Genomic DNA, 22,854 nt, shown 5'->3' with positions numbered 1-22,854 from the left:
TGATTAATAATAGTTAATATGTTAGTATTTCTGTGTAATTATCTTTTTCTAATAAAACGCTTTTATTTTTTTTACCAACTTTAGACTTTATTAAGTTTTGTTGTTCTGGAAAGTGTTTCATTAGTATTTTGTTGCTAATTTCTATAGAAGAAACAGCGTTTACATCTTCTATTTCTAAATAGAAAAAAACCAAATCGCCTTCGTATTCTTTGCCAATATAATTAAAGTTTTTAGCGTTGTTATTAATTTTAAAATGCAATTTATCTTTTAAATAGTTTTCAAAATAAATATCGTTATTTTTTAGTTCTTTTTTGGTGGTAAGCTGCAAATCGATATTATTGTCTTTATTTAGAGCAGTTTCAATATCATCCATAAAAACATTTATAATTACCTGTACAGATTTACCTTCTTCGTTGTATTTTATTTGAGTTAAGCTTAAATAATATTTGTGTACAGAAAAAGAACTTAGGGTTATTACGAATAGTAATAAAATATATTTTTTTAATTTCATATAGTTTTAAAAAACAATTACTGAGCCAAATTACTCTTTTTTTATAATTAATAAGTAAGATTTACTTTCTGATTGTAAAATTTTAATAAGTTCTAAGATCTTTTTTTCTTTGTGTAAATCTTCTATCCCTAAAGGATTGCAATATTCAAGAAAATGAAAATAGCGATCGATTGGAATTTTTAATTCATCAAAAAAGAATTTATCACCTAACTCTGATAATATTTTGTACGGAAAAGCTTTTTGTCTCGCTAACTTTTTTCGCAAAGCCCATAAACGTTCAGAATCTTTAAAAGGCATGCTAAAACCAGCACCCGCGCCAGCAAATCTTGCAGTTGGGTCTGTGGTAACCAAATCGGGTTTCATTTTATCTATAAGATCATCTGGTGCTGCGATAGACATATCGATATCAGAAAAATCTAAAATACTTTTTAATGCTTTTTCTTTTTTATCTATTGGAACAGATTTAGAATCGGCCTCTAAACTGCCAAGTAAATTATGTCTTTTAAGCTCGAATGTATCTAAAACTACAGTATTGTAAGCTAATTTAACATCCATTTTTTTTGTGCTAATAATTTGCTCTGTAATAGTAATTATTTTGGTAATGTGTTGTATAGACGAAACTCTTACAGAATCTCCTTGTTTTACAAAAAGCCTAAAAGTACCATCATCCGCAGAAAAAGTACCTTGATTTGTTTTAAGATTGATAATATTGGCATTTTTTACCAACTTTAAAGAATCGTTAACTTTTCCGTTGATTATTGTTCTTCTATCTTGAGCAAAATTGAAGAAACTAGTAAAGCATAAAAAGAGGAAAAGTAATTTTTTTGCCATTTAATTGAGTTGGTTGTTTACAAATTACGGAATTACATTGATTAAAATTACTGTTTATTTTTATAAACTTCTGTTAAAAGATACTCATTTTAAACTAGTTTATAGTTTTTCGATAATATTAACTTAAATCATTTTGACATATCTAAAATTATAGATATGTTTGTTGTATGGATTTAAAATTAGCGACGCAAATAGGGAAGTGTTTATCTAACAAAGTGAGGTTTCAGATAATGGAATGGTTAAAAGATCCTGAAAATAATTTTCCGCCACATGAAACACTAAAGCATTTTAATGATGGTGTTTGTGTAACTTATATTCAAGAAAAAACAGGTTTGTCTCAATCTACAATTTCTACTTATTTAACAAATATGGAAAAATGTGGCTTATTAATCTCTACAAGGCATGGTAAGTGGTCTTATTTTAAAAGAAATGAAAAAGTGATACATAATTTTGTAATGTTTTTAAAATAAAAAAATTTAATTAATCATTTCGATATATCGAAATATAACAATGTGTAATATGAAAATATTAATAGATATTCTTGGTTGGTCTGGTTCTGGTTTCATAATTCTTGCTTATGCAATAACCCTATTAGAAAATAAAAAGTTTATTACTTATGGTAAATATTTAAATTTAGTTGGCGGAGTTTTAATAGCTATTAATTGTTATTACTATAATGCTATTCCGCCATTTGTTACTAATTTACTATGGAGTATTATTGCTACATTAACAATATATAAATCTAGAGGTAAAAAAGAAAAATGTGACAAAACGAAATGTATTTCTTAAGTATTTGTTATTCAGATTTTATATATATCATAGATTTAATGCTTTAAAAATTCTAAGCTTTCTATTTTTAAGATTGTTATTAGTTTTAACATCTTTTTATCTTTATATAATTGAATAATGTTTTTGTTTAAACAATAATTTATAAAAAGAGTATGTTGTTCTTTTTTAATATTTAAATCATTTTTAAAAAAATCTTCGCCCAATAGGTTGTAAATTTTCTTAACTATTTTATCTTCTTCATCTAATACATCGCTAAAGTTTTTCTTTTTCTTTTTCTTGTTAGAATTACCAACACCAAAAGAGAAACCAACGCCTTCAAAAGTATTTGGCAATCTTAACTTAGTTGGTTTTATTAAATGAGCTTCACTCAAACTTACTTTCATGTTTGCAATTTCTTTTAAATCTAAATTTTTAATACCTATCAATAAATCGGCAACGGCTTTTTCTTTATAATTCTTTTTAGGTGTTTGTTTAATATCTGCTGCTAGAAAACCTGTTAAATTGGTTCTTTTGTATACAATTTCATCTAAATTATAAATCGCTTCTTTTACTTCGATCAAATTTTCTTTTTCTATAAAATGATAGGCTTTTACAATCATTTTTTTTGTTTGATAACCTATAGAACTCAATTGTAAAGTGTCGTTAACTTTAGCTTTTATTTGAAATTTTCCGTTTTCTAGAGAAAATGTTCCTGCTTTAGTATTTAAATTGATAATGTGTACATCTTTTACTACGGTAGTAGAATCAATAGTTTTGCCTTTAAATATAGAAGCTTGTTTTTGTGAGTAAATTGACAGAGGAATTAAAATAAAAATGTAAAGTAATTTTTTAGGCATGTGGTTGATTTTCTACAAAGTAAGTAGAAACCAGTCTTAAAAATCTATTAAAGCAATTGTAAAAGCATGTTAAAATTAATCCTTTTTTAGAGTCACTTTAATATCAGATGCCTCTTTTAAAGGAAAAGATTTACTTTGCTTTAAAAGTATTGCCATTACTTTTAAATTTTCCTTTTTATTAAAATGATAAATAATATTTTGCTGTATACAATAATTTAAAAAAGGATTAATTTGTTCTTCTTTAATCTGCAAATCTGTTATAAAAAAATCATCAGAAAAATACTTTCTAATTTTAGACAATCTGCTATCTTCTAATTGAATTTTCTTTAGAAGCTTCGCACTTCGATTATTGCCATTTAAAGCATTTATTAAATTATCTAAATTTACAACGCCACCACTACTAAATTTAAAAATAGCTTTGTCTTCTTTTGCAACAGTATTGGCATATGGTAAATTTAATGTTGCTGCATTTATAACCGGACCTTTGTACACAAAAATATCTTTGTCTTGTTCGAAAATACTACGTGGTTTTTCTAAAGTAAACTCTTTTAAACTAATAATTTGCTGTGTTAAATTGATGTCTATTTTTAAACTCTTTAAATCCTTTTTTGTGATATTAATTACGCTATTTTTTAAATTGATATGAGAAAAAGATAAGCTATCGCCTAATTTTACAGGAATAATAAATTCGCCTAAATCATTAGAAATAGTACCAATATTGGTATTTAAATTTATAATATGTACATCTTTAATTGGTAAGCTATCTAAGCTTACAATTCCGGCAATTTCTAATCGATTACTTTGTGTATAAGTTTTGCTGATAAAAGTAATAAGAAGAATGAAAAGGATACAATTTCTCATGCTACAAAGAAAATTAGTAATCGTCTTAAAATTGTATTAATGCAATTGTAAATTTTTGTTAAACCTAAATTCTAGTACAATTTTATTATTTTTGATGTATGAAAAACATGATTATAGCAAGTACTTCTACAGTTTTTGGAAGTACATATTTAGAATATTTATTGCCAACATTAAAAACGCATTTTAAAAATGTAAAAACCATAGTTTTTATACCTTTCGCAAGACCAGGCGGAATCACGTATAACGCCTATACTGCAATAGCAAATAAAGCATTTGCTACCATTAATATTGCCGTAAAAGGGTTGCATGAGTTTGAAAATAAAAAAGAAGCTTTACAAAATGCTGAAGGAATTTTTACCGGAGGTGGAAATACGTTTGAGTTGGTAAATCAAATTTACAAACATGATATTTTACAAACTTTAAAAGCGGTATTAGAAAACGGAACGCCTTATTTAGGTACAAGTGCCGGTAGTAATATATGTGGTGTTAACATGAAAAACACTAATGATATGCCAATTGTGTATCCGCCAAGTTTTAAAACTTTAGGTTGTATTCCTTTTAACATAAACGCACATTATTTAGATCCAGAAGAAGGTTCTACGCACATGGGCGAAACAAGAGAAACAAGAATAAAAGAGTTTCATGTTTTTAATGATACGCCTGTCTTAGGTTTAAGAGAAGGTAGTTGGTTAGCAGTTAAAAATGATGAAATTACTTTAAAAGGTTCACATACGGCAAGGTTATTTACTAAAGATAATGCTGCAATAGAATTGGAAAGTGGAGTAGAAGTAGTTGTTTAAAAATTAGATAGTATCAAACATAAAAAAACTCCCATGAATTGGGAGTTTTTTTATTTCTATAGTTTTCTTTTAAAATAAAAAGATTTTCTTTTAGAATTGCTGGGTTTACTTTTATTAAAGTATTTCAAAATCATTAAAATGATAATTAATAAAGATATCCAAAGCATAGATTAATAGGTTACATAATCTACAATTTCTAAACCATAACCAATCATACCAACTCTTTTTGTTTGTTGCGAATTGGTAATTAATTTTAATTTACTAATATTTAGATCATGTAAAATCTGTGCACCAATTCCGAAATCTTTATTATCTAATTTAATGTCTGGTGCTTTTATTTCGCCATGTTCTTGATTTTCTTTTAATATTTTTAATCTAGTTAACAAGTTTTGCGATTGATTTTGTTGATTCACAAAAAGGATTGCACCTTTTCCTTCATCATTAATCACTTGAAACATTTGGTCTAATTTCTTATCTGCATTATTAGTTAAGGTACCTAAAATATCGTTATTAACTAAGGTAGAATTTACTCTAGTTAAAACACCTTCTTCTTTAGACCAAGAACCCTTTGTTAATGCAATATGAATTTGATTATTAGTTGTTTGCTCATAAGCTCTTAATCTAAATTCTCCAAAACGTGTTATAATATCAAAATCTTCTTTCTTTTCGATTAAAGAATCGTGCTCCATTCTGTAAGCAACTAAATCTTCGATAGAAACAATTTTGATGTCAAACTTTTTGGCAACTTCTAAAAGTTGTGGCAAACGTGCCATTGTACCATCCTCGTTCATGATTTCTACAATAACACCTGCAGGTTCTAAACCGGCTAAACGTGCAAAATCTATTGCCGCTTCTGTGTGCCCAGTTCTTCTTAAAACACCACCTTCTTTTGCTCTTAACGGAAAAATATGTCCGGGTCTTGCTAAATCGAAAGGTTTCGTTTCTTTATCTACCAACGCTTGCATTGTTAAAGCTCTATCAGATGCAGAAATACCTGTAGTAACTCCTTTACCTCTTAAATCTACAGAAACTGTAAAAGCTGTTTCCATTGGGTCTGTGTTATTATTCACCATCATTCCCAATTCTAACTCTTTACATCTTTTTTCTGTTAAAGGAGCACAGATTAATCCACGACCATGAGTAGCCATAAAATTAATCATTTCTGGAGTTGCTTTTTCTGCGGCTGCTAAAAAATCACCTTCATTTTCTCTGTTTTCGTCATCTACAACTATAATAACCTTACCGTTTCTTACATCTTCTATTGCCGCTGCAATACTATCTAGTTGTGTGTTATTTTTATTTGATATTGAAGTCATATTTATTTTAGTTGTCTTTTTTAGACTTAAATTTTAAAAAGAAATTTTTAATAGGTTGTGTAATTGCATCTACATTAAACAAGCCTTTATCTTTGGTTGCTCTTCTGGTTAATAAGATACCAAAAGGAACCATTATCATTGCAGAAACCCAAGAACCTAATAAAGAAGATATAGAGCTTTCTTCTGCTAAATTTTTACCAAATGTATTACCAAAGAAATACAATACATAAATAGAAATGGCTAAAATCATGGGTAAACCAAAACCACCTTTTCTAATAATAGAACCTAATGGTGCTCCGATAAAAAATAAAATTAAGCAAGAGAAAGATAATGCAATTCTGCCGTAATATTCAGAATCAAAAAAGTTAAGAGTTTTTCTTTTCCTTTTTATAGTCGTCATATTATTTTTCACATTGGTTAAGGCACTATTCATTTTGGTTTTTGCACCATTTAAAATACCTATTTTATCTTTAAGTGAAAAGTTGTTTAATATTTTTGTTGAATCTAAGTATTTAATATTTAGTGTATCGGAATATTTATAAAGTTCTTTAGATTTAGAAATTGTAGCAATACTTTTGGCTCTTAACGAAAGAATTGTGTTATAAGAATCTTTAATAACAGGTATGGTGTCTTGTAATTGGTTTAATTTTAGCATTTTAAAGCTATTCTTAAACCTTTGTTCATCCAATTGTCCGTCACCAACTAAATCAGAAATATCAATATTGAATTCATATTCTTTAAATGTTGCTTGAGAAGCAGGCATTTTTGCTTTTTTGTCTGGTGATCTTTGAGACTTGGTATGGTCTTCATAGTAATAACCGTCGTACAATATAAAAGTCATGTATCTAGAACCTTCTTCAGAAATAATTTTACCTCTTTCTGCAGTAATTACTTTTTGATTGCCTTGTCTAGAACTTAAATCATAAATTAAAACTTTTTTTAAGAGATTTTTTTCTTCACCATATTTTTCTTCAAACTTAATTTGATAATTTGGTAAATCGCTATTAAAACTTCCCGGAACTAAAGCTAGTGCGGGTTTTTTCTTTTTTATATTGTAATATAAATTTTGTTGTTTTAAAATAGCATAAGGAAAAATATTATTTAAAAATAAGAAGTTAACACCACTCAATATTAGTGTTAAAAACACAAGAGGTCTAACCAATCTTTGTAAAGAAATTCCTGCTGATTTAGCAGCGGCAAATTCGTAGTTTTCACCTAAACTACCCAAAGCCATAATCGAAGAAAGTAAAACGGCTATTGGCAATGCCTGTGGCACAATACTTAATGATGTATAGTATAAAAATTTTAAAATAAACACAACACTAATACCTTTACCTGCAATGTTTTCGAAAGTTTGCCATAATAATTGCATTACTAAGACAAACAATACAATTAAAAATGTTGCAGCAAAAGGTTTTAGAAAGGTTTTTAAGATGTATTTATCTAAAATTTTCATTGTAGCAAAAGTAGTTTCTTAAATATAAATATGCTACTAATTTTGTATTAATCGATAAAATTAGTCTATTGTGTAGTTTTTGCTTAAAAACTTTGCTTTGTTAAAAGAAAAGAAGTTTTTAGACAATTCTTCGTTTTTTCTAAATTTTGTGATTGTAAAAGTTGTTTTAGAAGTATTTGCTCCTGTTTGAATAAGCTTGTAAATGTGCTTTGTTTTGGCATCGATACCCAACTCTACTTTTACAATTTCTGAAGCACTATCTATAGGATTTAAAGTAACAAATTGTATTTTTCTACCTTTAATGTTTTGTAATTTACCCCATTGTAAATTGTAACCTTCTTTATAAAAAGTTAACAGTTTAGAAGGATAAATAAAGCCGTCATCTCCACTTAAATCGCTATCAGAAATCGAAATTTCTTTTTCTTCATGATTAATTACATATAATTTTTTACCGTCATATATAAACTGATTGCCTAAATAATTTAAGCTATATTTTTCTCCTTGTAAATTAATTTCACCTCTAATTGGTGGTTCATCTCCTTCTTTAATTCCCGCATCTTCATTACTTAACGTTTGACTAAAACCAATGTACATATTTTTATATGCGCCCATTTTAGTAGAAACTTCGTCTAATAAAGATTTTGCTTTTGCATCGTTTTGAGCAAATGTAATAGTTGTAATAAAAAGACTTAAAAATAAGATTCCTAATTTCTTCATAATTTAATAATTGTAAACTCTTTTATGAGATTATACTTTTTTTTCGTTTTCTAATAATTGATCTAGTGCTACAAAATCTGGTACTAAAACTTGTCTGGCCTTACTACCTTCAAAACCACCTACAATTCCTGCCGCTTCTAATTGATCTATTAATCTACCAGCTCTATTGTAACCAAGTTTTAACTTTCTTTGTAGTAGAGAGGCAGAACCTTGTTGTGCTGTAACAATAATTTCTGCGGCATCTCTAAACAGTTTGTCTCTGTCTGCAATGTCTATATCAACAGTTGTGCCACTTTCATCATCAACATATTCTGGCAGTAAAAATGCTTCTGAATACGCTTTTTGAGAACCAATAAAATCGGTAATTTTTTCTACCTCTGGTGTGTCTACAAAAGCACATTGTATTCTATTGATATCATTACCAGCGGTGTATAATAAATCTCCTCTACCAATTAATTGATCTGCACCACCAGCATCTAAAATTGTTCTAGAATCTATTTTTGATGTTACTCTAAAAGCAATTCTTGCAGGGAAATTGGCTTTTATAATACCTGTAATTACGTTTACAGAAGGTCTTTGGGTTGCAACAATTAAATGAATACCAATAGCTCTAGCAAGTTGTGCTAAACGCGCAATTGGTGTTTCTACTTCTTTACCAGCAGTCATAATTAAATCTGCAAATTCATCAATAACTAAAACAATATAGGGTAAAAATTGATGTCCATCGTTAGGATTTAGTTTTCGAGCTTTAAATTTAGCATTGTACTCTTTAATATTTCTAACCATTGCAGCTTTTAGCAAATCGTAACGGTTATCCATTTCGATACATAAAGAATTTAAAGTATGCACAACTTTTGTCGTATCAGTAATAATGGCTTCTTCAACGTCTGGTAATTTTGCTAAATAATGTCTTTCAATTTTATTAAAAAGTGTTAACTCTACCTTTTTAGGATCAACTAGAATAAATTTAACTTCTGCCGGGTGTTTTTTATAAAGTAAGGAAGTTAAAACAGCATTTAAACCTACAGACTTACCTTGACCTGTTGCACCCGCCATTAATAAGTGTGGCATCTTTGCAAGATCGACTACAAACGTTTCATTAGAAATGGTTTTACCTAAGGCAACTGGCAACTCCATTGGCGATTCTTGAAATTTCTTTGATGAAATTACAGAATGCATAGAAACTATTGTAGATTTTTTATTTGGTACTTCAATACCAATTGTACCTTTTCCAGGAATCGGGGCAATAATACGAATACCCAATGCAGATAAAGAAAGTGCAATATCGTCTTCTAAATTTTTAATTTTAGAAATTCTAATTCCAGCTTCTGGTACAATTTCATATAAGGTAATTGTTGGTCCTACAGTAGCTTTTATTTCTGCAATACCAATTTTATAATTTTTTAGAGTTTCTACAATTCGGTCTTTGTTGGCTTCTAATTCTTCTGGATCTATAGATATTGTTTCGTTGTATTGTTTTAATAAATTAAAAGTAGGAAACTTAAAATTTGCAAGTTCTAAGGTTGGGTCAAATTCACCAAAATCTTTTACTAATTTATCAGATAAATTCTGAGTCGAAGATTCTTCTTCTCTACCAATTGCAACATCGATGCCTACGTCGTTTAAATCTTCTACAGTTTCTTCAATATTTGCTTCTGGTTCATGCGCAACAGTTAAAGTTAACTCTTCTTTTTTTGTTTCAACATCAGAATGTTTAGAAATTGTTGGTTTTAAATCGATTACAGATTTTTCGAAATTAGACTTTTCTTTATCTTCGGATGTTTCTTCGACCGTTTTCTTTACAACTTCATTTGTTTTTTCCTTTTCAATAGTCTTTTCATCTTCTTTTGCATTAGAAATGTTTTCTTCAACAATTAAAGATTCTTCTTGTTCTTTAGCCGCTCTTTTTTGTTTTAACTTTTCAATAAAAAGGTCAAAAGTAACCTTGTATCGAACTACAATATAGGCAGCAAATAGAAAGATTAATGCAATTGCTAAACCAGTTTTACCAATAAAATCTTGTAAATATTGGTTGATTTCAAAACCAACAATACCAGATAATAGTGCAAACTTTACATGCAGAAATCCAAGTGAAATCGATATTAAAACCATCGCAACTAAGCTCCAGTTCCAAGCAAGAATAATTTTAGAAAGTTTTCTTTTAAACAATACATCTAAACCCATTAAAAATAACTGAATTGCGATTATAAAAGAAGCAATTCCGAAACCTTTGTATATAAAAAAGTGACTTAAATTTGCGCCAATTTTACCTAATAAATTACTGCTTTTAACGGCTCTATTTGTTAATTGATCTAATGTGCTTTGGTCTTCTTGCCAATTAAAAAAGAATGATATAAAAGCAATGCATAAAAAAACAGAAAACGATATTAAAAAAAAACCAAAAATTGTCTGTGCCTGTTTTGTTTTTAAAAAAGCAAAAATAGGGGGTTTATTTTCTAATGTTTTCGTGTGTTTTTTTACGCTAGGTTTTCTTTTAGCCATTAAGTAAATGAATTATTATAAGTGAGTTATGCTAAAATAGTAAAATGATTTTTGGAATATAAATGAACCCAGAAATAATTAAAGATATTATAGCTGCAAAGGTAGGTGCCCCAGCAGCAATATCTTTTATAAATCCGATTTTAACATGAAAATCTGGATGAATAAAATCTGCAATTTTTTCTACAGCGGTATTTAAAGATTCGGCAACTAAAACCATTCCTATTACCATAAATTGAAACATCCATTCTATATTAGAGATGTTAAAATAAAAGCCTAAAATAGTTGCAATTATTGCGATTGCAATTTGCGCCTTAATACTATCTTCTGTTGTAATAAGCAACCATGTACCTCTAAAAGCAAATTTTAAACTGCGTAATCTACCTTTAACAAAGCCGTCGTTTGGGTTTTTCATTAAATTATATTGCTTTTAATGCAGCTTCATAATTAGGTTCATCTGCTATTTCAGAAACTTGTTCAGTATAAATAACTTTACTTTCTTCATCTAAAATTACAACTGCTCTAGAGTGTAAGTTCGCTAAAGGTCCGTTAGCAATATCAAGTTCATAATCTTTACCAAAACTTCCGTTTGCAAAGTCAGATAACATCACAACATTATCAATACCTTCTGCACCACAAAAGCGAGCTTGCGCAAATGGTAAGTCTTTAGAAATACATAAAACAACAGTGTTTTCTAATTCTGATGCTTTTTTATTGAATTCTCTTACAGAAGTAGCACAAGTACCAGTATCTATAGAAGGAAAAATATTAAGAACTACTTTTTTACCTTTAAAATCTTCTAACGTTTTTTCTGATAAATCTACTGTTTTTAAAGAAAAATTAGAAGCTTTAGAACCAATTTTTGGTAAATTTCCTATTGTATTTATTGCGTTTCCTTTTAAAGTTATATCTGCCATTATTTGTTTTTTTAATTAGAAATCAAAAGTAATAATAATTAAATTATTCGAGTAATTATATAGATGTAAACCTAAGAAATATTTGTTTTGGGATTTTTTTAACAAAACCAAAAGCAAATGAATATCGTAAGTGTTTTTGAGAACAAAAAATTAATAACTCAATTTACAAATTATGAAAAAATTAAATTTTATCAAAGCCTCAGTATTTATTTTTGCAATGTTTTTAGGTCAATCTTTTATGGCACAAAAAACGAAAATTGTTGGTGGTGCAGCAATGTATCCTTCTAAAAACATCGTAGAAAATGCTGTTAATTCTAAAGACCATACAACATTAGTTGCGACAGTTAAAGCTGCAGATTTAGTTAGTGTTTTATCTAGCGATGGTCCGTTTACAGTTTTTGCACCAACAAACAAAGCTTTTGGTATGTTGCCAAAAGGAACTGTAGATGCTTTGTTAATGGCAGAAAACAAAATGAAATTACAGTCTGTTTTAAAATATCATGTTGTTGCTGGTAACTGGAGTGCAACAGAAATTATAAACCTTATTGAAAAAGGAAATGGTAAAGCTGTAATTAAAACAGTAAGTGGTGCAGAAATTACTGCTTGGATGAAAGGAAAAGATGTTTATATTTCTGATGAAAATGGAGGAAAAGCAAAAGTTACAATTGCAGATGTAAACCAATCTAACGGAGTAATACATGTGATTGATGCCGTATTATTGCCTAAAGCTAAAATGTAATTAAAAATAATTCTTAAATAAAAAAGCTACCTTTTTAAGGTAGCTTTTTTTTTGTGTATAACTTCTGTTCGCACATATATATAATTTATGAACTAATTGTACTTTTGTTGTCCGAAAAACAAAGAAAGTTGAATCTATCTCAATACACCTCAGAATTTAATTACAACCTAAAACTAGCAGCACCAGTTATGTTAGGTATGCTAGGGCATACATTTGTTAGTTTTATAGATAATATTATGGTTGGTCAATTAGGTACGGCAGAGTTAGCTGCGGTTTCTTTGGGTAATAGTTTTATGTTTATTGCAATGTCTATTGGTATTGGTTTTTCTACAGCCATAACACCATTAATTGCAGAAGCAGATTCTTCTAACAACTTAAAACAAGCAAGATCTACCTATAAACATGGTTTGTTTTTATGTACTACTTTAGGCATTTTATTGTTTTTATTAGTCTATTTTTCTAAGCCACTTATGTATTTAATGAAACAGCCCGAAGAAGTTGTAGCATTGGCAATACCGTATTTAGATTTGGTAGCTTTTTCACTAATTCCGTTAATAATTTTTCAGGCAATTAAACAATTTAGTGATGGTATGTCGATGACAAGATACCCTATGTACGCTACTTTATTAGCAAATATCGTAAATGTGCTTTTAAACTATCTACTAATATTTGGTAAGTTTGGTTTTCCGGAAATGGGAATTGTTGGTGCTGCCTATGGTACTTTAGCTTCAAGAATAATAATGGTTATTTATTTATGGGTTCTTTTACGTTTTAAAGAAAGATCTAAAAGAATTGTAAAAAATATTCAGTTTTTTGTTTTAGACTTTTTAATGATTATAAAGATTATAAACCTAGGTTCTTTAAGTGCAATGCAAATGTTTTTTGAAGTGGCAATTTTTACTGCTGCCATTTGGTTAAGTGGTTTGTTGGGTAAAAATCCGCAAGCAGCAAACCAAATAGCGTTAAATTTATCTTCTATGACATTTATGGTTGCCATGGGTTTAAGTGTAGCTTCTATGATTAGAGTTGGTAATCAAAAAGGATTACAAAATTACAGAGAGTTGCGTAGAATAGCTTTCTCTATATTTTTATTAGGAGTTTTATTAGCCACATTCTTTGCGCTATTATTCTTTATTTTTCATAAAAGTTTACCAAATTTATATGTAGATTTAAGCGATACAGCAAATTATGTAGATAATAAAGAGGTACTATCTATTGCGGCAAATTTATTATTGGCGGCGGCATTTTTTCAAATTTCAGATAGTATACAAGTTGTAGTATTAGGAGCTTTAAGAGGATTGCAAGATGTGAAAATTCCTACGGTGTTAACCTTTATATCTTATTGGGTTGTAGGTTTTCCGGTTTCTTATTATTTAGGACAAGAAAGCATGTACGGCAGTTTTGGTATTTGGTTAGGTTTGTTGGCAGGTTTAACAACAGCATCTGTTTTACTGTTTATAAGGTTTAATTCCTTAACTTTAAAGTTGATTAAAGAGAAAGATGAAAAAATAATTGTTGCTTAAATTTAAAGTAACATTGATAGATAAGTTTTAAAATATTAAAAAATAAATAATGGATTTACCAAAGTTTTTACTTGCAGATAATAGCAACGCACCAGAAGATATATTTGTGTTGCACACAGAATTCCCACGTTTTATAATTAATTTAAAAGATGATGAAATTGAGTGGTTTGAAGATTTAACAGGAGAAAATGAAGAAGATATTGCTACAGAATTAGCAGATTTAATGGATAAAGCAGGTATTTTTTATGATGAAGAAATGAAGCAGTACGAGTAATATTATATTCTGATTATAAAAAAAAGCCTCATAATGAATAATTATGAGGCTTTTTATTTATCTATTTCTTATTGTTTAGTTGGTTTAGGAACTGTAATTCCTAATTTTTTAATGACTAAATCTGTAATATCAAATTTAGGATCTAAGTAAGCAAATTGATTTCCGGTAGTTGTAAGAATTTGAGTATAACCATTTGCTTTAGAAACTTCTGCAATAACATTAGAAAGCTTTTTGTAAAGCGGACGCATTAATTCGTCTCTTTTTAAGCCCATTAATGTGTTACCATTTTTTTGATATTGGTTAATGTCTTGTTCTAAAGAAGCCAATTCTTTTTGAACAGTCTTTTTTTCTAAATCGCCCATTTCTTTTTCTTTGGCTTGATAATCTTTTAATCTCGCTCTAAAATCTTCGACTTTCACAGTAAAAGAAGAATCTAGTTTCGCACCATATTTTTGAGCCATTTTTAAGATAACTTTATTTTCTGGCATAAGGCTAATAATGTAATCGCTATCTATAGATCCAACTTTGGTTTGAGCAAAAGAAATTGTGCTTATAAAAGCGATAAACAATAATGTGATTTTTAATTTCATAATTTAATTTTAGGATAACAAATGTATAAAAGATTATTAATTTAAATAAACCTCTAAATTTTTAAGATCTTCGGTGTTTTTAATATTTATTTTGGCATCTGTAATTAACAGTTCTATTTCAGAAGAAAGAATTGTTTTGTAAGATGTAATATTCGTTTTGTTTTTTGTTCTTAATAAAGAGATAAGTAATTTCTTAACTATAATTATGTCATGCGAGCAATAGGTTCTTAAAGGCGCCATAATATTATAAATTAAATCTTTAAAATTTAACGTATTTATTATTAAAGCATCTGTGTTTTCTTTTTGTTTAATTTCAAAATTGGTAAGTTGTGCTCTAAGCGCCAATAATTCAGATAAATAATCTATTGCATTTATAGCTGTACCAGGATCATTTATTCCTGGTGACATTGATTTTACTGCTACTTCTGTAATTTGTTTGAAAGCTAAAAGATAATTGTTATCAATTAACTCTCCTTTAGAAAATTCAAAATTATTGTATATTTTTTCTAAAATTTCTTCGCTTAATTTAATATTCGATTTAAACAATACATCACCTTCACTGCAATAAGAGCCTTGGTTTGATAAAATTTCTAATTCAAATTTATGTTTGCAAGCCATATCAACTAAAATATCTGTAGATACAGTTTTAAAATAACCCGACTTTTTCGTCTTGTGTTCAATCCAGTTTGATGTGTCAGATTTATCTTTGACTTCTTTTTCAATTTCGATTAACCTTTTTAAGCTTTTTTCTGCTTTTCTATAAATTTTAAGTAAAATATTGTTAATCTGAATTTCTTGTGAAATTGAATGGATAAAATAGATAAAAGCGCCAAGAGAATTTATCATGAAAACGATAGAAAGTACCACAGAAAAACCTGGTAATTGATAATCTTTACCATTTGGTTCTATAAAAACTAAAATTAAAATACAGTAAATAATGGTAAATAAATAGCAGCCTAAAACAATTTGATGTCTTCTGTTAGAAATTAGACCAGGTAATAATCTAGGAGAAAAATTACTAGACGCTTGGTTAAGTAAAATCATAACCATAGAAAAGCTAAAAACCATTATTGATGTTAATCCTGCAATAAAAGTAGAAAGAATAGTTCTTGCAGTTTCTTCGTCATTCACTACTAATTCTGGTAAAATTTCTTGAAAATAATCAGAAATTCCTAGATTTTCTAAAAACATCATTAAATAAGCAAAAAAAACTCCGCCCAAAGCAATAATAGAAGGGTAGAAGGCAATTTTGTTTTTTAAATTGTAAACCTTACTTAATAATGTAAAAATTTTATCTTTCATTTAAAGTTTCGAATCAATTTCTTTTTGAATACTATGAATGTCTGTTAAATAATCAAACCACAAGGTATCAGTATCTCTTTTAAACCAAGTTAGTTGTCTTTTTGCAAATCTTCTGGTGTTTTTCTTTATTTCTGATATTGCAAAATCTTTAGTAAAGTTGCCTTCAAAATAATTAAAAAGTTCTCTGTAACCAACAGTTTGTAAGGCGTTTAAATGTTTAAACTCAAAAAGTTTTTTGGCTTCTTCAATTAAGCCATTTTTTATCATCAAATCTACTCGTAAATTAATTCTATTATAAATTAATTCTCTTTCTGCATTTAAACCTACTTTAATGCTATTAAAATCCCTGGGTTTTTTAGGTTTATTTTTAAAAGTAGAATAAGGCGTTCCTGTACCAATACAAATTTCTAAAGCTCTCATTATTCTATGCGGATTTTCAATTTCGATAGTATTATAAGTAGCAATATCTAACTCTTTTAATTGTTGTTGTAAAACTTCGATTCCTTCAGACTCTAATTGTTGTGTTAGCTTTTTTCTAATATTAGCATCTACTTCCGGAAAATAATCCAATCCTTTTAAAACAGCATCTACATACAAACCACTACCGCCAACCATTATCTGTATTGGGTTTTCTTGAAATAAATTGTCTAAAGTTTGTAAAGCATCTCTTTCGAACTCACCAACATTATAAGTGTCAAAAATACTTCTATCTTGAATAAAATAATGTTTTGCTGCGGCTAATTCTTCTGGTTCTGGTACGGCTGTACCAATAGTCATTTCTTTATAAAACTGTCTAGAATCACAAGAAATAATGCTCGCATTATATGCTTTGGCAAGTTTAATACTTAAAGCAGTTTTACCAATTGCGGTAGGACCAACAATTGTTATTAAAGTGTTTTTGTATTTGTTCATTTAATTTAAAATGCTACCGCAATTGTAACAGAATGTTGCGTTTTTTTTATGTTTTTCTTTTAAACACGTTGGGCAAGATTGTGTATTTGTGTCTATATCTTCATCTGCTTTTGTCATTTCAGAACTAACAATTCCGGTTGGAATTGCAATAATAGAATACCCTAAGATCATAATTACACTTGCAATTAATTGGCCTAATGGTGTTTGTGGTGCAATATCACCAAAACCAACTGTAGTTAATGTTACAATTGCCCAATAAATACTTTTAGGAATATTTGTAAAACCATTTTCGGCACCTTCTATCATATACATAACTGTACCTAAAATTACACAAACTATTAAAACGAAAAATAAAAACACAGCAATTTTTGCTCTACTAGATTTTAATGCTAATAATAATTTGTTTGAAGCGCCAATATATCTTGCTAATTTTAAAATTCTAAAAACTCTTAACAATCTTAAAGCTCTTAAAGCCACTAAACTTTGCGAGCCTATCAATATAAATGATAAATATTTAGGAATGGTAGAAAGTAAATCAATAACACCATAAAAGCTAAAGATGTATTTAAATGGTTTTCTTATCGATATAATTCTAATTATATATTCAATTGTAAAGAAAATTGTAATAATCCATTCGCCAATGTTTAAAAAATCATGATATTCATTATCAAAACTCTCTACACTTTCTAGCATTACCAATAAAATACTGGCAATTATGGCAATAAGTAATGCAACGTCAAAAAGCTTTCCTTGTTTGGTGTCTGCTTCATAAATAATTTCATGAAGTTTTTCTTTCCAAGAAGATTTTTTTTCGTTTTTATTCAAAATAATTATAATTTTCTAATACAATACTACGATTATTTACCATGTTTAAAAAATTTTTACAACTATTTTTAGCAGTGTTTATAAGGGATTAGAAAAAAATATGAAAAAAAGTTACATTTTAAAAAACCGTATATCTAATAACCTCGTAAGTAGTGTGAGATTCAATTAAATATTAACTATAAAACTCACACAATGAAAAAAAGTAAAATTTTAATAGGAACCGTAATTGTTGCAATTATTGGTTTAATTACAGTAGCGGCAGATCATATTGATGCACCTGCAGCTCAAGGAACATCTGCAGATATTACAGATTTTTATGCTTTCGAAGGAGAAAACACAGATAATTTAGTATTTGTAGCAAATGTTCAAGGTCTTTTAAGTCCTTCTGCCACATCAACAACATCTTTTGATGAAAATGTTTTGATAGAGTTTAATATTGATACAGATCGTGACGCTGTAGAAGATTTGGTAATTCAAGCAATTCCTAGAGATGGTAAAATGTATTTCTTTGGGCCAGTAGCACCTTCTTCTCCAGGATTAACAAGTGATATTGCTACAATGTCTTCTGTAAAAGGAGAAGTAGATATTACGGCGTATGGTTCATCAGCAATTATTGCAGAAAATAGTGCAGGAATGAAAATGTTTGCAGGACCAAGAGATGATCCTTTCTTTATGGATTTTGCTAGATATAATGAGGTTGTTGGCGGAACTGCTCCTGGTTTTAATAACCCGGGTTCTGATACTTTTGCAGGTTCAAATGTACTTTCTATAGTTGTAGAAGTTCCTAAAAGTATGGTTGGTACTTCTGGTACAATTAATACTTGGGTAGAAGCTAAAGTAAAACAATAATTAACAAAATTTAAAAACAAAATATCATGAAATTTAATTTTATAAAATATACAGCAGCTTTATTAATGTCTTCTATAGTATTTATTAGTTGTAATAATAACGACGATGATGTGGTTGGAGTTGTAGCAACAGATTTTTCTGGAACTTTTATGCAAAAAGACCAAATGGGAAGACCAGCAGTAAATACTGTTTTTGTTTCTTCGGATAATAAAGATGAATTTAATAATACAATTCCATCAGAACAAAACGCAAAGTTTCAATCTATGTTTGAAGCTAATTTAAAAGGATTAAGTCCTGCGTATGCAAATGAAGGAGATACAAATGCTTTAGGTTTAGATGCTGCAGCTTTTACTGGTTTATTAGCAACAGATGTTTTAAATGTTTCTTTAGATGGTACAACTACTTTTTACGACGGAGAAAACGTTTTAACAGGAAGAGCTTTAGCAGATGATGTAATTACTGTTGAATTATTATTGATTTTTGGTGGAGAAGATTTTATGGAAAATCCAACTTTATCAAATGATAATGTAGATGCAAATGACAAAGACTTTTTAACAAGTTTTCCATATTTAGCTTCTCCTTGGTAGAAGAAGCTTATAGAAATGGCACATGTTTAAGGGAGCATGTGTCATTTTATTAAAAAGTTAACTCTCTAATATCTCGATGTATTTTCTCTGATAATACATCAGATATTTTTAACCAACATAAAATACAAACAATGAAATATATCCAACTAATTTTATTATTTGTAACTTTTTCAATCGCAACGAGTTGCAGTAATTCAACAGACAAAAAAATAACAAATACTAAAGATTATAATGCTTATTTAGAAGTAACAGAAAATAACTCTTTAGAAAACATACAATTAGATTCTAATTTTTGGTCCAAGAAGTTAGAAAAGACTCCGAATCAATTTCCTTATTATGCAAAATTAGCATCAGCAAACAATGCAATGTTTAAGTTAACAGGAGAAATTGAATCTTTAAAAAGTGCAGAAAAAAACTTAACCATAGCCAATGAAAAAACATTTTATAATAACGCAGATTATTTAAGAGGTTTGGCAAGAAACTACATTTCTCAGCACAGGTTTAATGAGGCGTTGCTTTTATTAAAAAAAGCAGAAAAAAACGGAGAAAAACTTCAACAGACTCAGTTTATGTTAATAGATGTTAACCTAGAATTAGGCAATCTTAAAGAAACTGAAAAATACTTATCTAAAGTTAAAAACTTTAAGAGTTTCGATTATTTAATAAGACTTTCTAAATACAACGATCATATTGGTAATTTAGATAAAGCAATAGCATATTTAGAAGCATCTTTAGAAATAGCAAAATCTTCAAATAACAAAACTTTAATTCAGTGGAATTATACAAACCTAGCAGATTATTATGGTCATGCAGGTAGAATAAAAGACTCTTATAATGCTTATTTAAAAGCTTTAGAACTAAACCCTAAAGATAGTTACGCTAAAAAAGGAATTGCATGGATTGTGTATTCTTACGAGCGAAATCCTAAGGAAGCTTTAAGAATTTTAGAAACAGTAACTCAAGAAAACAAATCCCCAGATTACCACTTATTAAAAGCAGAAATTTTAGATTTTATGGAAAACTCAGTAGAAAAAAAACAACAAATCGAAAAGTACATTACTCAAGTATCTGACTCTAATTACGGAGTTATGTATCATAAATACGACGTTTTATTGTATGCAGATAATAAAGATTTAAAATCGAAAGCTTTAAATATAGCTGCTCAAGAAGTAAGAGAAAGACCAACAACACAATCTTATGATTTATTAGCGTGGTCTTATTTTAAAAACGGACAAATAAAAAGGGCTTTAGAAATTACAGAAAAATTTGTTTTAAATAAAACTTACGAACCAGAAGCGTTATTACATGCCGCATATATTTTAAAAGCAAATGGTAAAATACAAGAAGCCATTATGTTAAAAGAAGAATTGGTAGAAAGTATCTACGAATTGGGGCCTTTAGCTGAAAAAGATATTTTAAATATATAAGTTTGCAAAAAATATAAAAATGAGAAATTTACTATTCGTATTTATTTTTCTTGCAACTTGTTTACAAACAAAAGCACAAGAATTAAAGGGTAAAATTATAGATACTTATAATAATCCTGTAGAAAATGCATATGTGTTCAATGTTAGCTCTAATGCGCATACACATTCAGATTTAAACGGAAATTTTAAAGTATTAAATACAAATATTGGTGATACAATTCAAATAGGTATTTTAGGATTTCAAAAACAAGAAGTTGTTTTGACAGCAGAAAATTTTAATGATTTTAAAGTTGTTTTAAAAACTAAGGTATTTCAATTAGAAGAGTTGGTTTTAAGAAAAGAAATTAATGCTTTACAAACGATATCTAAAATAGATTTAGAAGTTAATCCTGTTAACAATTCACAAGAAATTTTAAGAAAAGTACCAGGTTTAATTATAGGGCAACATGCCGGTGGCGGAAAAGCAGAACAAATATTTTTACGTGGTTTTGATATTGACCATGGTACAGATGTTACACTTTCTGTAGATGGTATGCCAATAAACATGGTTTCGCACGCACATGGTCAAGGTTATAGTGATTTACACTTTGTAATACCAGAAACAATTCAAAAAATTGATTTTGGTAAAGGACCTTATTATGCAAAACAAGGTGACTTTAATACGGCTGGTTATGTTAACTTTTCTACAAAAAAAAGCATACAAAACAGCATGATTTCTATGGAAGTAGGGCAGTTTAACTCACAACGTTTTTTAGGTATGTTCGACCTTTTAGAAGGTAATAAGAAAGATGATGCTTATGTTGCAGTAGAATATATTGCTACAGATGGTCCGTTCGAATCTCCTCAGAATTTTAACAGATTAAATTTATTTGGTAAATACAATACCTTTTTAAACGGTAAAGACAGAGTTAGTGTAACAGCTTCTCACTTTACAAGTACTTGGGATGCATCAGGGCAAATACCAGAAAGAGAAGTAAATAATGGTAATATTACTCGTTATGGTGCAATAGACGATACAGAAGGAGGTACAACATCTAGAACAAATTTTAATGTTGAGTTAAATAAAACCTTGTCAGAAGAAAGTATTTTAAAATCGAATGTGTTTTATTCTAAATACAATTTCGAACTATTTTCTAATTTTACGTTCTTTTTAGAAGATCCTGTAAACGGAGATCAAATTAGACAATTTGAAAACAGAGATATTTTTGGTGCAAATGCACAAATAATTTCAAATAAATTATTTGGTGACGTTGAAGCTAAATTTACAAAAGGTGCAGGTTTACGATATGATATTATTAATGATATAGAATTGTCTCACACAAAAAATAGACAAAAAATTATCGATAGAATTCAATTAGGAGATGTAAGACAAACAAATATGTATGCATTTTTTAATTCAGAATTTGAAATAGGAAAATTTAAAATATCACCAGCAGTTCGATTAGATTATTTTAAATTTATTTACAACGATGCTTTGCAAACGAACTACAATACGTTAACAAAAAACAAAGCTATTGTAACACCAAAATTAAATTTCTTGTACTCTCAAAACGATAACTTACAATGGTTTTTAAAATCTGGAATTGGATTTCATAGTAATGATACAAGAGTTGTTTTACAGCAAAATGCAGATAAAGTTTTACCAAAAGCATATGGTTTAGATTTTGGTAATATCTGGAAACCAACAAAAAATATGGTTGTTAATACGGCTGTTTGGTATTTATTATCTGAAGAAGAGTTTGTTTATGTAGGTGATGCTGGTATTGTAGAACCTTCTGGAGAATCTGAGCGTTATGGTTTAGATTTAGGCGTAAGATATCAATTTACAGATTGGTTATATTTTAATACAGATGTAACATTTACAAAAGCTAGAAGTTTAGAAAACATACCAGGAGAAGATTACATTCCTTTAGCACCAGATTTTACCGCAGTAGGTGGATTATCTGTTAATAATTTAGGTAATTTTTCTGGAGGATTTCAATATAGATATATAGATGATAGACCAGCAACAGAAGATAATTCTATTGTTGCAGAAGGTTATTTTGTTGCAGATTTTAATGTAAATTATAAAATGAAAGATGTAACATTAGGTTTGGCAATCGAAAATATTTTTGATGTAGCTTGGAACGAAACTCAGTTTGCTACAGAATCTAGATTACAAAACGAACAAAACCCTGTAGAAGAAATTCATTTTACACCAGGTACACCATTTTTTGCAAAAGCAAGTATTACTTATACTTTCTAAAAAATGATGTTAAGATTTTGACCATGTTTGTTTTGGTTGATTTTAGTT

24 protein-coding genes are annotated in these 22,854 nt (G+C 28.5%); 10 read left to right on the top strand and 14 right to left on the bottom strand.

The features are described 5' to 3' along the window. Positions 1-13: 13 nt before the first annotated feature. Both WG950_RS03020 and WG950_RS03015 read right to left on the bottom strand, forming a co-directional pair. Entirely contained in the window at positions 14-511 is a 498-nt protein-coding gene (locus WG950_RS03020; RefSeq protein ID WP_079738694.1) for a DUF6702 family protein, read from the bottom strand. A gap of 30 nt (positions 512-541) precedes the next feature. Continuing rightward, positions 542-1,342, bottom strand: coding sequence for a hypothetical protein (locus WG950_RS03015; RefSeq protein ID WP_340934088.1), 801 nt, complete (start codon positions 1,340-1,342; stop codon positions 542-544). 230 nt (positions 1,343-1,572) lie between these two features. Between WG950_RS03015 and WG950_RS03010 the strand changes: the two genes are divergently transcribed. Beyond that, positions 1,573-1,812, top strand: a complete 240-nt coding sequence (locus tag WG950_RS03010) for an ArsR/SmtB family transcription factor (protein ID WP_375240601.1) — start codon at positions 1,573-1,575, stop codon at positions 1,810-1,812. 49 nt (positions 1,813-1,861) lie between these two features. Next, positions 1,862-2,131 carry a hypothetical protein gene (locus tag WG950_RS03005; protein ID WP_340934086.1) on the top strand — a complete coding sequence of 90 codons (270 nt, stop codon included), beginning with the start codon at positions 1,862-1,864 and terminating at the stop codon, positions 2,129-2,131. A 35-nt stretch (positions 2,132-2,166) separates the two neighbouring features. Here WG950_RS03005 and WG950_RS03000 read toward each other — a convergent pair whose 3' ends face one another. Both WG950_RS03000 and WG950_RS02995 read right to left on the bottom strand, forming a co-directional pair. Then, positions 2,167-2,967 (bottom strand): carboxypeptidase-like regulatory domain-containing protein, encoded by an 801-nt coding sequence (locus WG950_RS03000; protein WP_340934085.1) that lies wholly within the window; start codon positions 2,965-2,967, stop codon positions 2,167-2,169. A 75-nt stretch (positions 2,968-3,042) separates the two neighbouring features. Beyond that, complete coding sequence (locus WG950_RS02995; RefSeq protein WP_340934084.1) at positions 3,043-3,828, bottom strand: hypothetical protein; 786 nt, start codon at positions 3,826-3,828, stop codon at positions 3,043-3,045. Between the two features lie 98 nt (positions 3,829-3,926). On the opposite strand from WG950_RS02995, the gene pepE reads away from it, so the two are divergent. After that, positions 3,927-4,628 (top strand): dipeptidase PepE, encoded by a 702-nt coding sequence (gene pepE, locus WG950_RS02990; RefSeq protein ID WP_340934083.1) that lies wholly within the window; start codon positions 3,927-3,929, stop codon positions 4,626-4,628. Between the two features lie 170 nt (positions 4,629-4,798). Here the strand turns inward: pepE and ribB are convergent, their stop codons facing one another. The 6 genes from ribB to tpx are packed head-to-tail and all read right to left on the bottom strand — an operon-like array spanning position 4,799 to position 11,533. Continuing rightward, the gene (ribB, locus tag WG950_RS02985) at positions 4,799-5,944 is read right to left on the bottom strand and encodes a 3,4-dihydroxy-2-butanone-4-phosphate synthase (protein WP_079738699.1); all 1,146 of its coding nucleotides are present in this window, start codon (positions 5,942-5,944) and stop codon (positions 4,799-4,801) included. Positions 5,945-5,951: 7 nt separating this feature from the next. Next, positions 5,952-7,400, bottom strand: a complete 1,449-nt coding sequence (locus WG950_RS02980) for an LptF/LptG family permease (RefSeq protein WP_340934082.1) — start codon at positions 7,398-7,400, stop codon at positions 5,952-5,954. A 60-nt stretch (positions 7,401-7,460) separates the two neighbouring features. Further along, entirely contained in the window at positions 7,461-8,117 is a 657-nt protein-coding gene (locus WG950_RS02975) for a LolA family protein (RefSeq protein ID WP_077809125.1), read from the bottom strand. A 30-nt stretch (positions 8,118-8,147) separates the two neighbouring features. Next, the gene (locus tag WG950_RS02970) at positions 8,148-10,619 is read right to left on the bottom strand and encodes a DNA translocase FtsK (protein ID WP_340934081.1); all 2,472 of its coding nucleotides are present in this window, start codon (positions 10,617-10,619) and stop codon (positions 8,148-8,150) included. A gap of 31 nt (positions 10,620-10,650) precedes the next feature. Continuing rightward, complete coding sequence (locus WG950_RS02965; protein WP_077809127.1) at positions 10,651-11,031, bottom strand: diacylglycerol kinase family protein; 381 nt, start codon at positions 11,029-11,031, stop codon at positions 10,651-10,653. Between the two features lie 4 nt (positions 11,032-11,035). Then, a complete protein-coding gene (tpx, locus tag WG950_RS02960) occupies positions 11,036-11,533 on the bottom strand; it encodes a thiol peroxidase (RefSeq protein WP_340934080.1) in 498 nt (165 codons plus the stop codon). A gap of 172 nt (positions 11,534-11,705) precedes the next feature. Between tpx and WG950_RS02955 the strand changes: the two genes are divergently transcribed. From WG950_RS02955 to WG950_RS02945, 3 genes are all read left to right on the top strand, one after another. Continuing rightward, complete coding sequence (locus WG950_RS02955) at positions 11,706-12,272, top strand: fasciclin domain-containing protein (RefSeq protein ID WP_340934079.1); 567 nt, start codon at positions 11,706-11,708, stop codon at positions 12,270-12,272. A 128-nt stretch (positions 12,273-12,400) separates the two neighbouring features. Continuing rightward, the gene (locus WG950_RS02950; RefSeq protein WP_340934078.1) at positions 12,401-13,795 is read left to right on the top strand and encodes an MATE family efflux transporter; all 1,395 of its coding nucleotides are present in this window, start codon (positions 12,401-12,403) and stop codon (positions 13,793-13,795) included. 49 nt (positions 13,796-13,844) lie between these two features. Then, positions 13,845-14,069, top strand: coding sequence for a hypothetical protein (locus tag WG950_RS02945; protein ID WP_299060859.1), 225 nt, complete (start codon positions 13,845-13,847; stop codon positions 14,067-14,069). A 68-nt stretch (positions 14,070-14,137) separates the two neighbouring features. Here WG950_RS02945 and WG950_RS02940 read toward each other — a convergent pair whose 3' ends face one another. Genes WG950_RS02940 through WG950_RS02925 form a run of 4 tightly spaced genes read right to left on the bottom strand, consistent with a single transcriptional unit; the run spans position 14,138 to position 17,698 of the window. Beyond that, positions 14,138-14,659 carry an OmpH family outer membrane protein gene (locus WG950_RS02940; RefSeq protein WP_079738704.1) on the bottom strand — a complete coding sequence of 174 codons (522 nt, stop codon included), beginning with the start codon at positions 14,657-14,659 and terminating at the stop codon, positions 14,138-14,140. A gap of 36 nt (positions 14,660-14,695) precedes the next feature. Further along, positions 14,696-15,961: a DUF2254 domain-containing protein gene (locus tag WG950_RS02935; protein ID WP_340934076.1), complete on the bottom strand. Its 1,266-nt coding sequence runs from the start codon at positions 15,959-15,961 to the stop codon at positions 14,696-14,698. Next, complete coding sequence (gene miaA / locus WG950_RS02930; RefSeq protein ID WP_340934075.1) at positions 15,962-16,873, bottom strand: tRNA (adenosine(37)-N6)-dimethylallyltransferase MiaA; 912 nt, start codon at positions 16,871-16,873, stop codon at positions 15,962-15,964. Next, entirely contained in the window at positions 16,874-17,698 is an 825-nt protein-coding gene (locus tag WG950_RS02925) for an ion transporter (RefSeq protein WP_340934074.1), read from the bottom strand. It lies immediately after the preceding gene. Between the two features lie 192 nt (positions 17,699-17,890). Between WG950_RS02925 and WG950_RS02920 the strand changes: the two genes are divergently transcribed. From WG950_RS02920 to WG950_RS02905, 4 genes are all read left to right on the top strand, one after another. Then, complete coding sequence (locus tag WG950_RS02920; RefSeq protein ID WP_340934073.1) at positions 17,891-18,547, top strand: DUF4331 family protein; 657 nt, start codon at positions 17,891-17,893, stop codon at positions 18,545-18,547. 26 nt (positions 18,548-18,573) lie between these two features. Continuing rightward, positions 18,574-19,134 carry a DUF4331 family protein gene (locus tag WG950_RS02915; protein ID WP_340934072.1) on the top strand — a complete coding sequence of 187 codons (561 nt, stop codon included), beginning with the start codon at positions 18,574-18,576 and terminating at the stop codon, positions 19,132-19,134. 131 nt (positions 19,135-19,265) lie between these two features. Beyond that, the gene (locus WG950_RS02910) at positions 19,266-20,561 is read left to right on the top strand and encodes a cell surface protein (RefSeq protein ID WP_340934071.1); all 1,296 of its coding nucleotides are present in this window, start codon (positions 19,266-19,268) and stop codon (positions 20,559-20,561) included. Positions 20,562-20,580: 19 nt separating this feature from the next. Next, complete coding sequence (locus WG950_RS02905; protein WP_340934070.1) at positions 20,581-22,806, top strand: TonB-dependent receptor; 2,226 nt, start codon at positions 20,581-20,583, stop codon at positions 22,804-22,806. Positions 22,807-22,854: the final 48 nt, after the last annotated feature.

Origin of the sequence: Polaribacter marinaquae (assembly GCF_038019025.1) — a bacterium.
GTDB lineage: Bacteria > Bacteroidota > Bacteroidia > Flavobacteriales > Flavobacteriaceae > Polaribacter > Polaribacter marinaquae.
Note: the sequence above shows the minus strand (reverse complement) of the source record. Positions and strands in the feature narration are given on the sequence as shown.

Bases quoted from the DNA above. Each gene is read 5' to 3' on its own strand.
- WG950_RS03020 (WP_079738694.1), bottom strand. From the start codon at position 511: ATGAAATTAAAAAAATATATTTTATTACTATTCGTAATAACCCTAAGT.
- WG950_RS03015 (WP_340934088.1), bottom strand. From the start codon at position 1,342: ATGGCAAAAAAATTACTTTTCCTCTTTTTATGCTTTACTAGTTTCTTC.
- WG950_RS03010 (WP_375240601.1), top strand. From the start codon at position 1,573: ATGGAATGGTTAAAAGATCCTGAAAATAATTTTCCGCCACATGAAACA.
- WG950_RS03005 (WP_340934086.1), top strand. From the start codon at position 1,862: ATGAAAATATTAATAGATATTCTTGGTTGGTCTGGTTCTGGTTTCATA.
- WG950_RS03000 (WP_340934085.1), bottom strand. From the start codon at position 2,967: ATGCCTAAAAAATTACTTTACATTTTTATTTTAATTCCTCTGTCAATT.
- WG950_RS02995 (WP_340934084.1), bottom strand. From the start codon at position 3,828: ATGAGAAATTGTATCCTTTTCATTCTTCTTATTACTTTTATCAGCAAA.
- pepE (WP_340934083.1), top strand. From the start codon at position 3,927: ATGAAAAACATGATTATAGCAAGTACTTCTACAGTTTTTGGAAGTACA.
- ribB (WP_079738699.1), bottom strand. From the start codon at position 5,944: ATGACTTCAATATCAAATAAAAATAACACACAACTAGATAGTATTGCA.
- WG950_RS02980 (WP_340934082.1), bottom strand. From the start codon at position 7,400: ATGAAAATTTTAGATAAATACATCTTAAAAACCTTTCTAAAACCTTTT.
- WG950_RS02975 (WP_077809125.1), bottom strand. From the start codon at position 8,117: ATGAAGAAATTAGGAATCTTATTTTTAAGTCTTTTTATTACAACTATT.
- WG950_RS02970 (WP_340934081.1), bottom strand. From the start codon at position 10,619: ATGGCTAAAAGAAAACCTAGCGTAAAAAAACACACGAAAACATTAGAA.
- WG950_RS02965 (WP_077809127.1), bottom strand. From the start codon at position 11,031: ATGAAAAACCCAAACGACGGCTTTGTTAAAGGTAGATTACGCAGTTTA.
- tpx (WP_340934080.1), bottom strand. From the start codon at position 11,533: ATGGCAGATATAACTTTAAAAGGAAACGCAATAAATACAATAGGAAAT.
- WG950_RS02955 (WP_340934079.1), top strand. From the start codon at position 11,706: ATGAAAAAATTAAATTTTATCAAAGCCTCAGTATTTATTTTTGCAATG.
- WG950_RS02945 (WP_299060859.1), top strand. From the start codon at position 13,845: ATGGATTTACCAAAGTTTTTACTTGCAGATAATAGCAACGCACCAGAA.
- WG950_RS02940 (WP_079738704.1), bottom strand. From the start codon at position 14,659: ATGAAATTAAAAATCACATTATTGTTTATCGCTTTTATAAGCACAATT.
- WG950_RS02935 (WP_340934076.1), bottom strand. From the start codon at position 15,961: ATGAAAGATAAAATTTTTACATTATTAAGTAAGGTTTACAATTTAAAA.
- miaA (WP_340934075.1), bottom strand. From the start codon at position 16,873: ATGAACAAATACAAAAACACTTTAATAACAATTGTTGGTCCTACCGCA.
- WG950_RS02920 (WP_340934073.1), top strand. From the start codon at position 17,891: ATGAAAAAAAGTAAAATTTTAATAGGAACCGTAATTGTTGCAATTATT.
- WG950_RS02915 (WP_340934072.1), top strand. From the start codon at position 18,574: ATGAAATTTAATTTTATAAAATATACAGCAGCTTTATTAATGTCTTCT.
- WG950_RS02910 (WP_340934071.1), top strand. From the start codon at position 19,266: ATGAAATATATCCAACTAATTTTATTATTTGTAACTTTTTCAATCGCA.
- WG950_RS02905 (WP_340934070.1), top strand. From the start codon at position 20,581: ATGAGAAATTTACTATTCGTATTTATTTTTCTTGCAACTTGTTTACAA.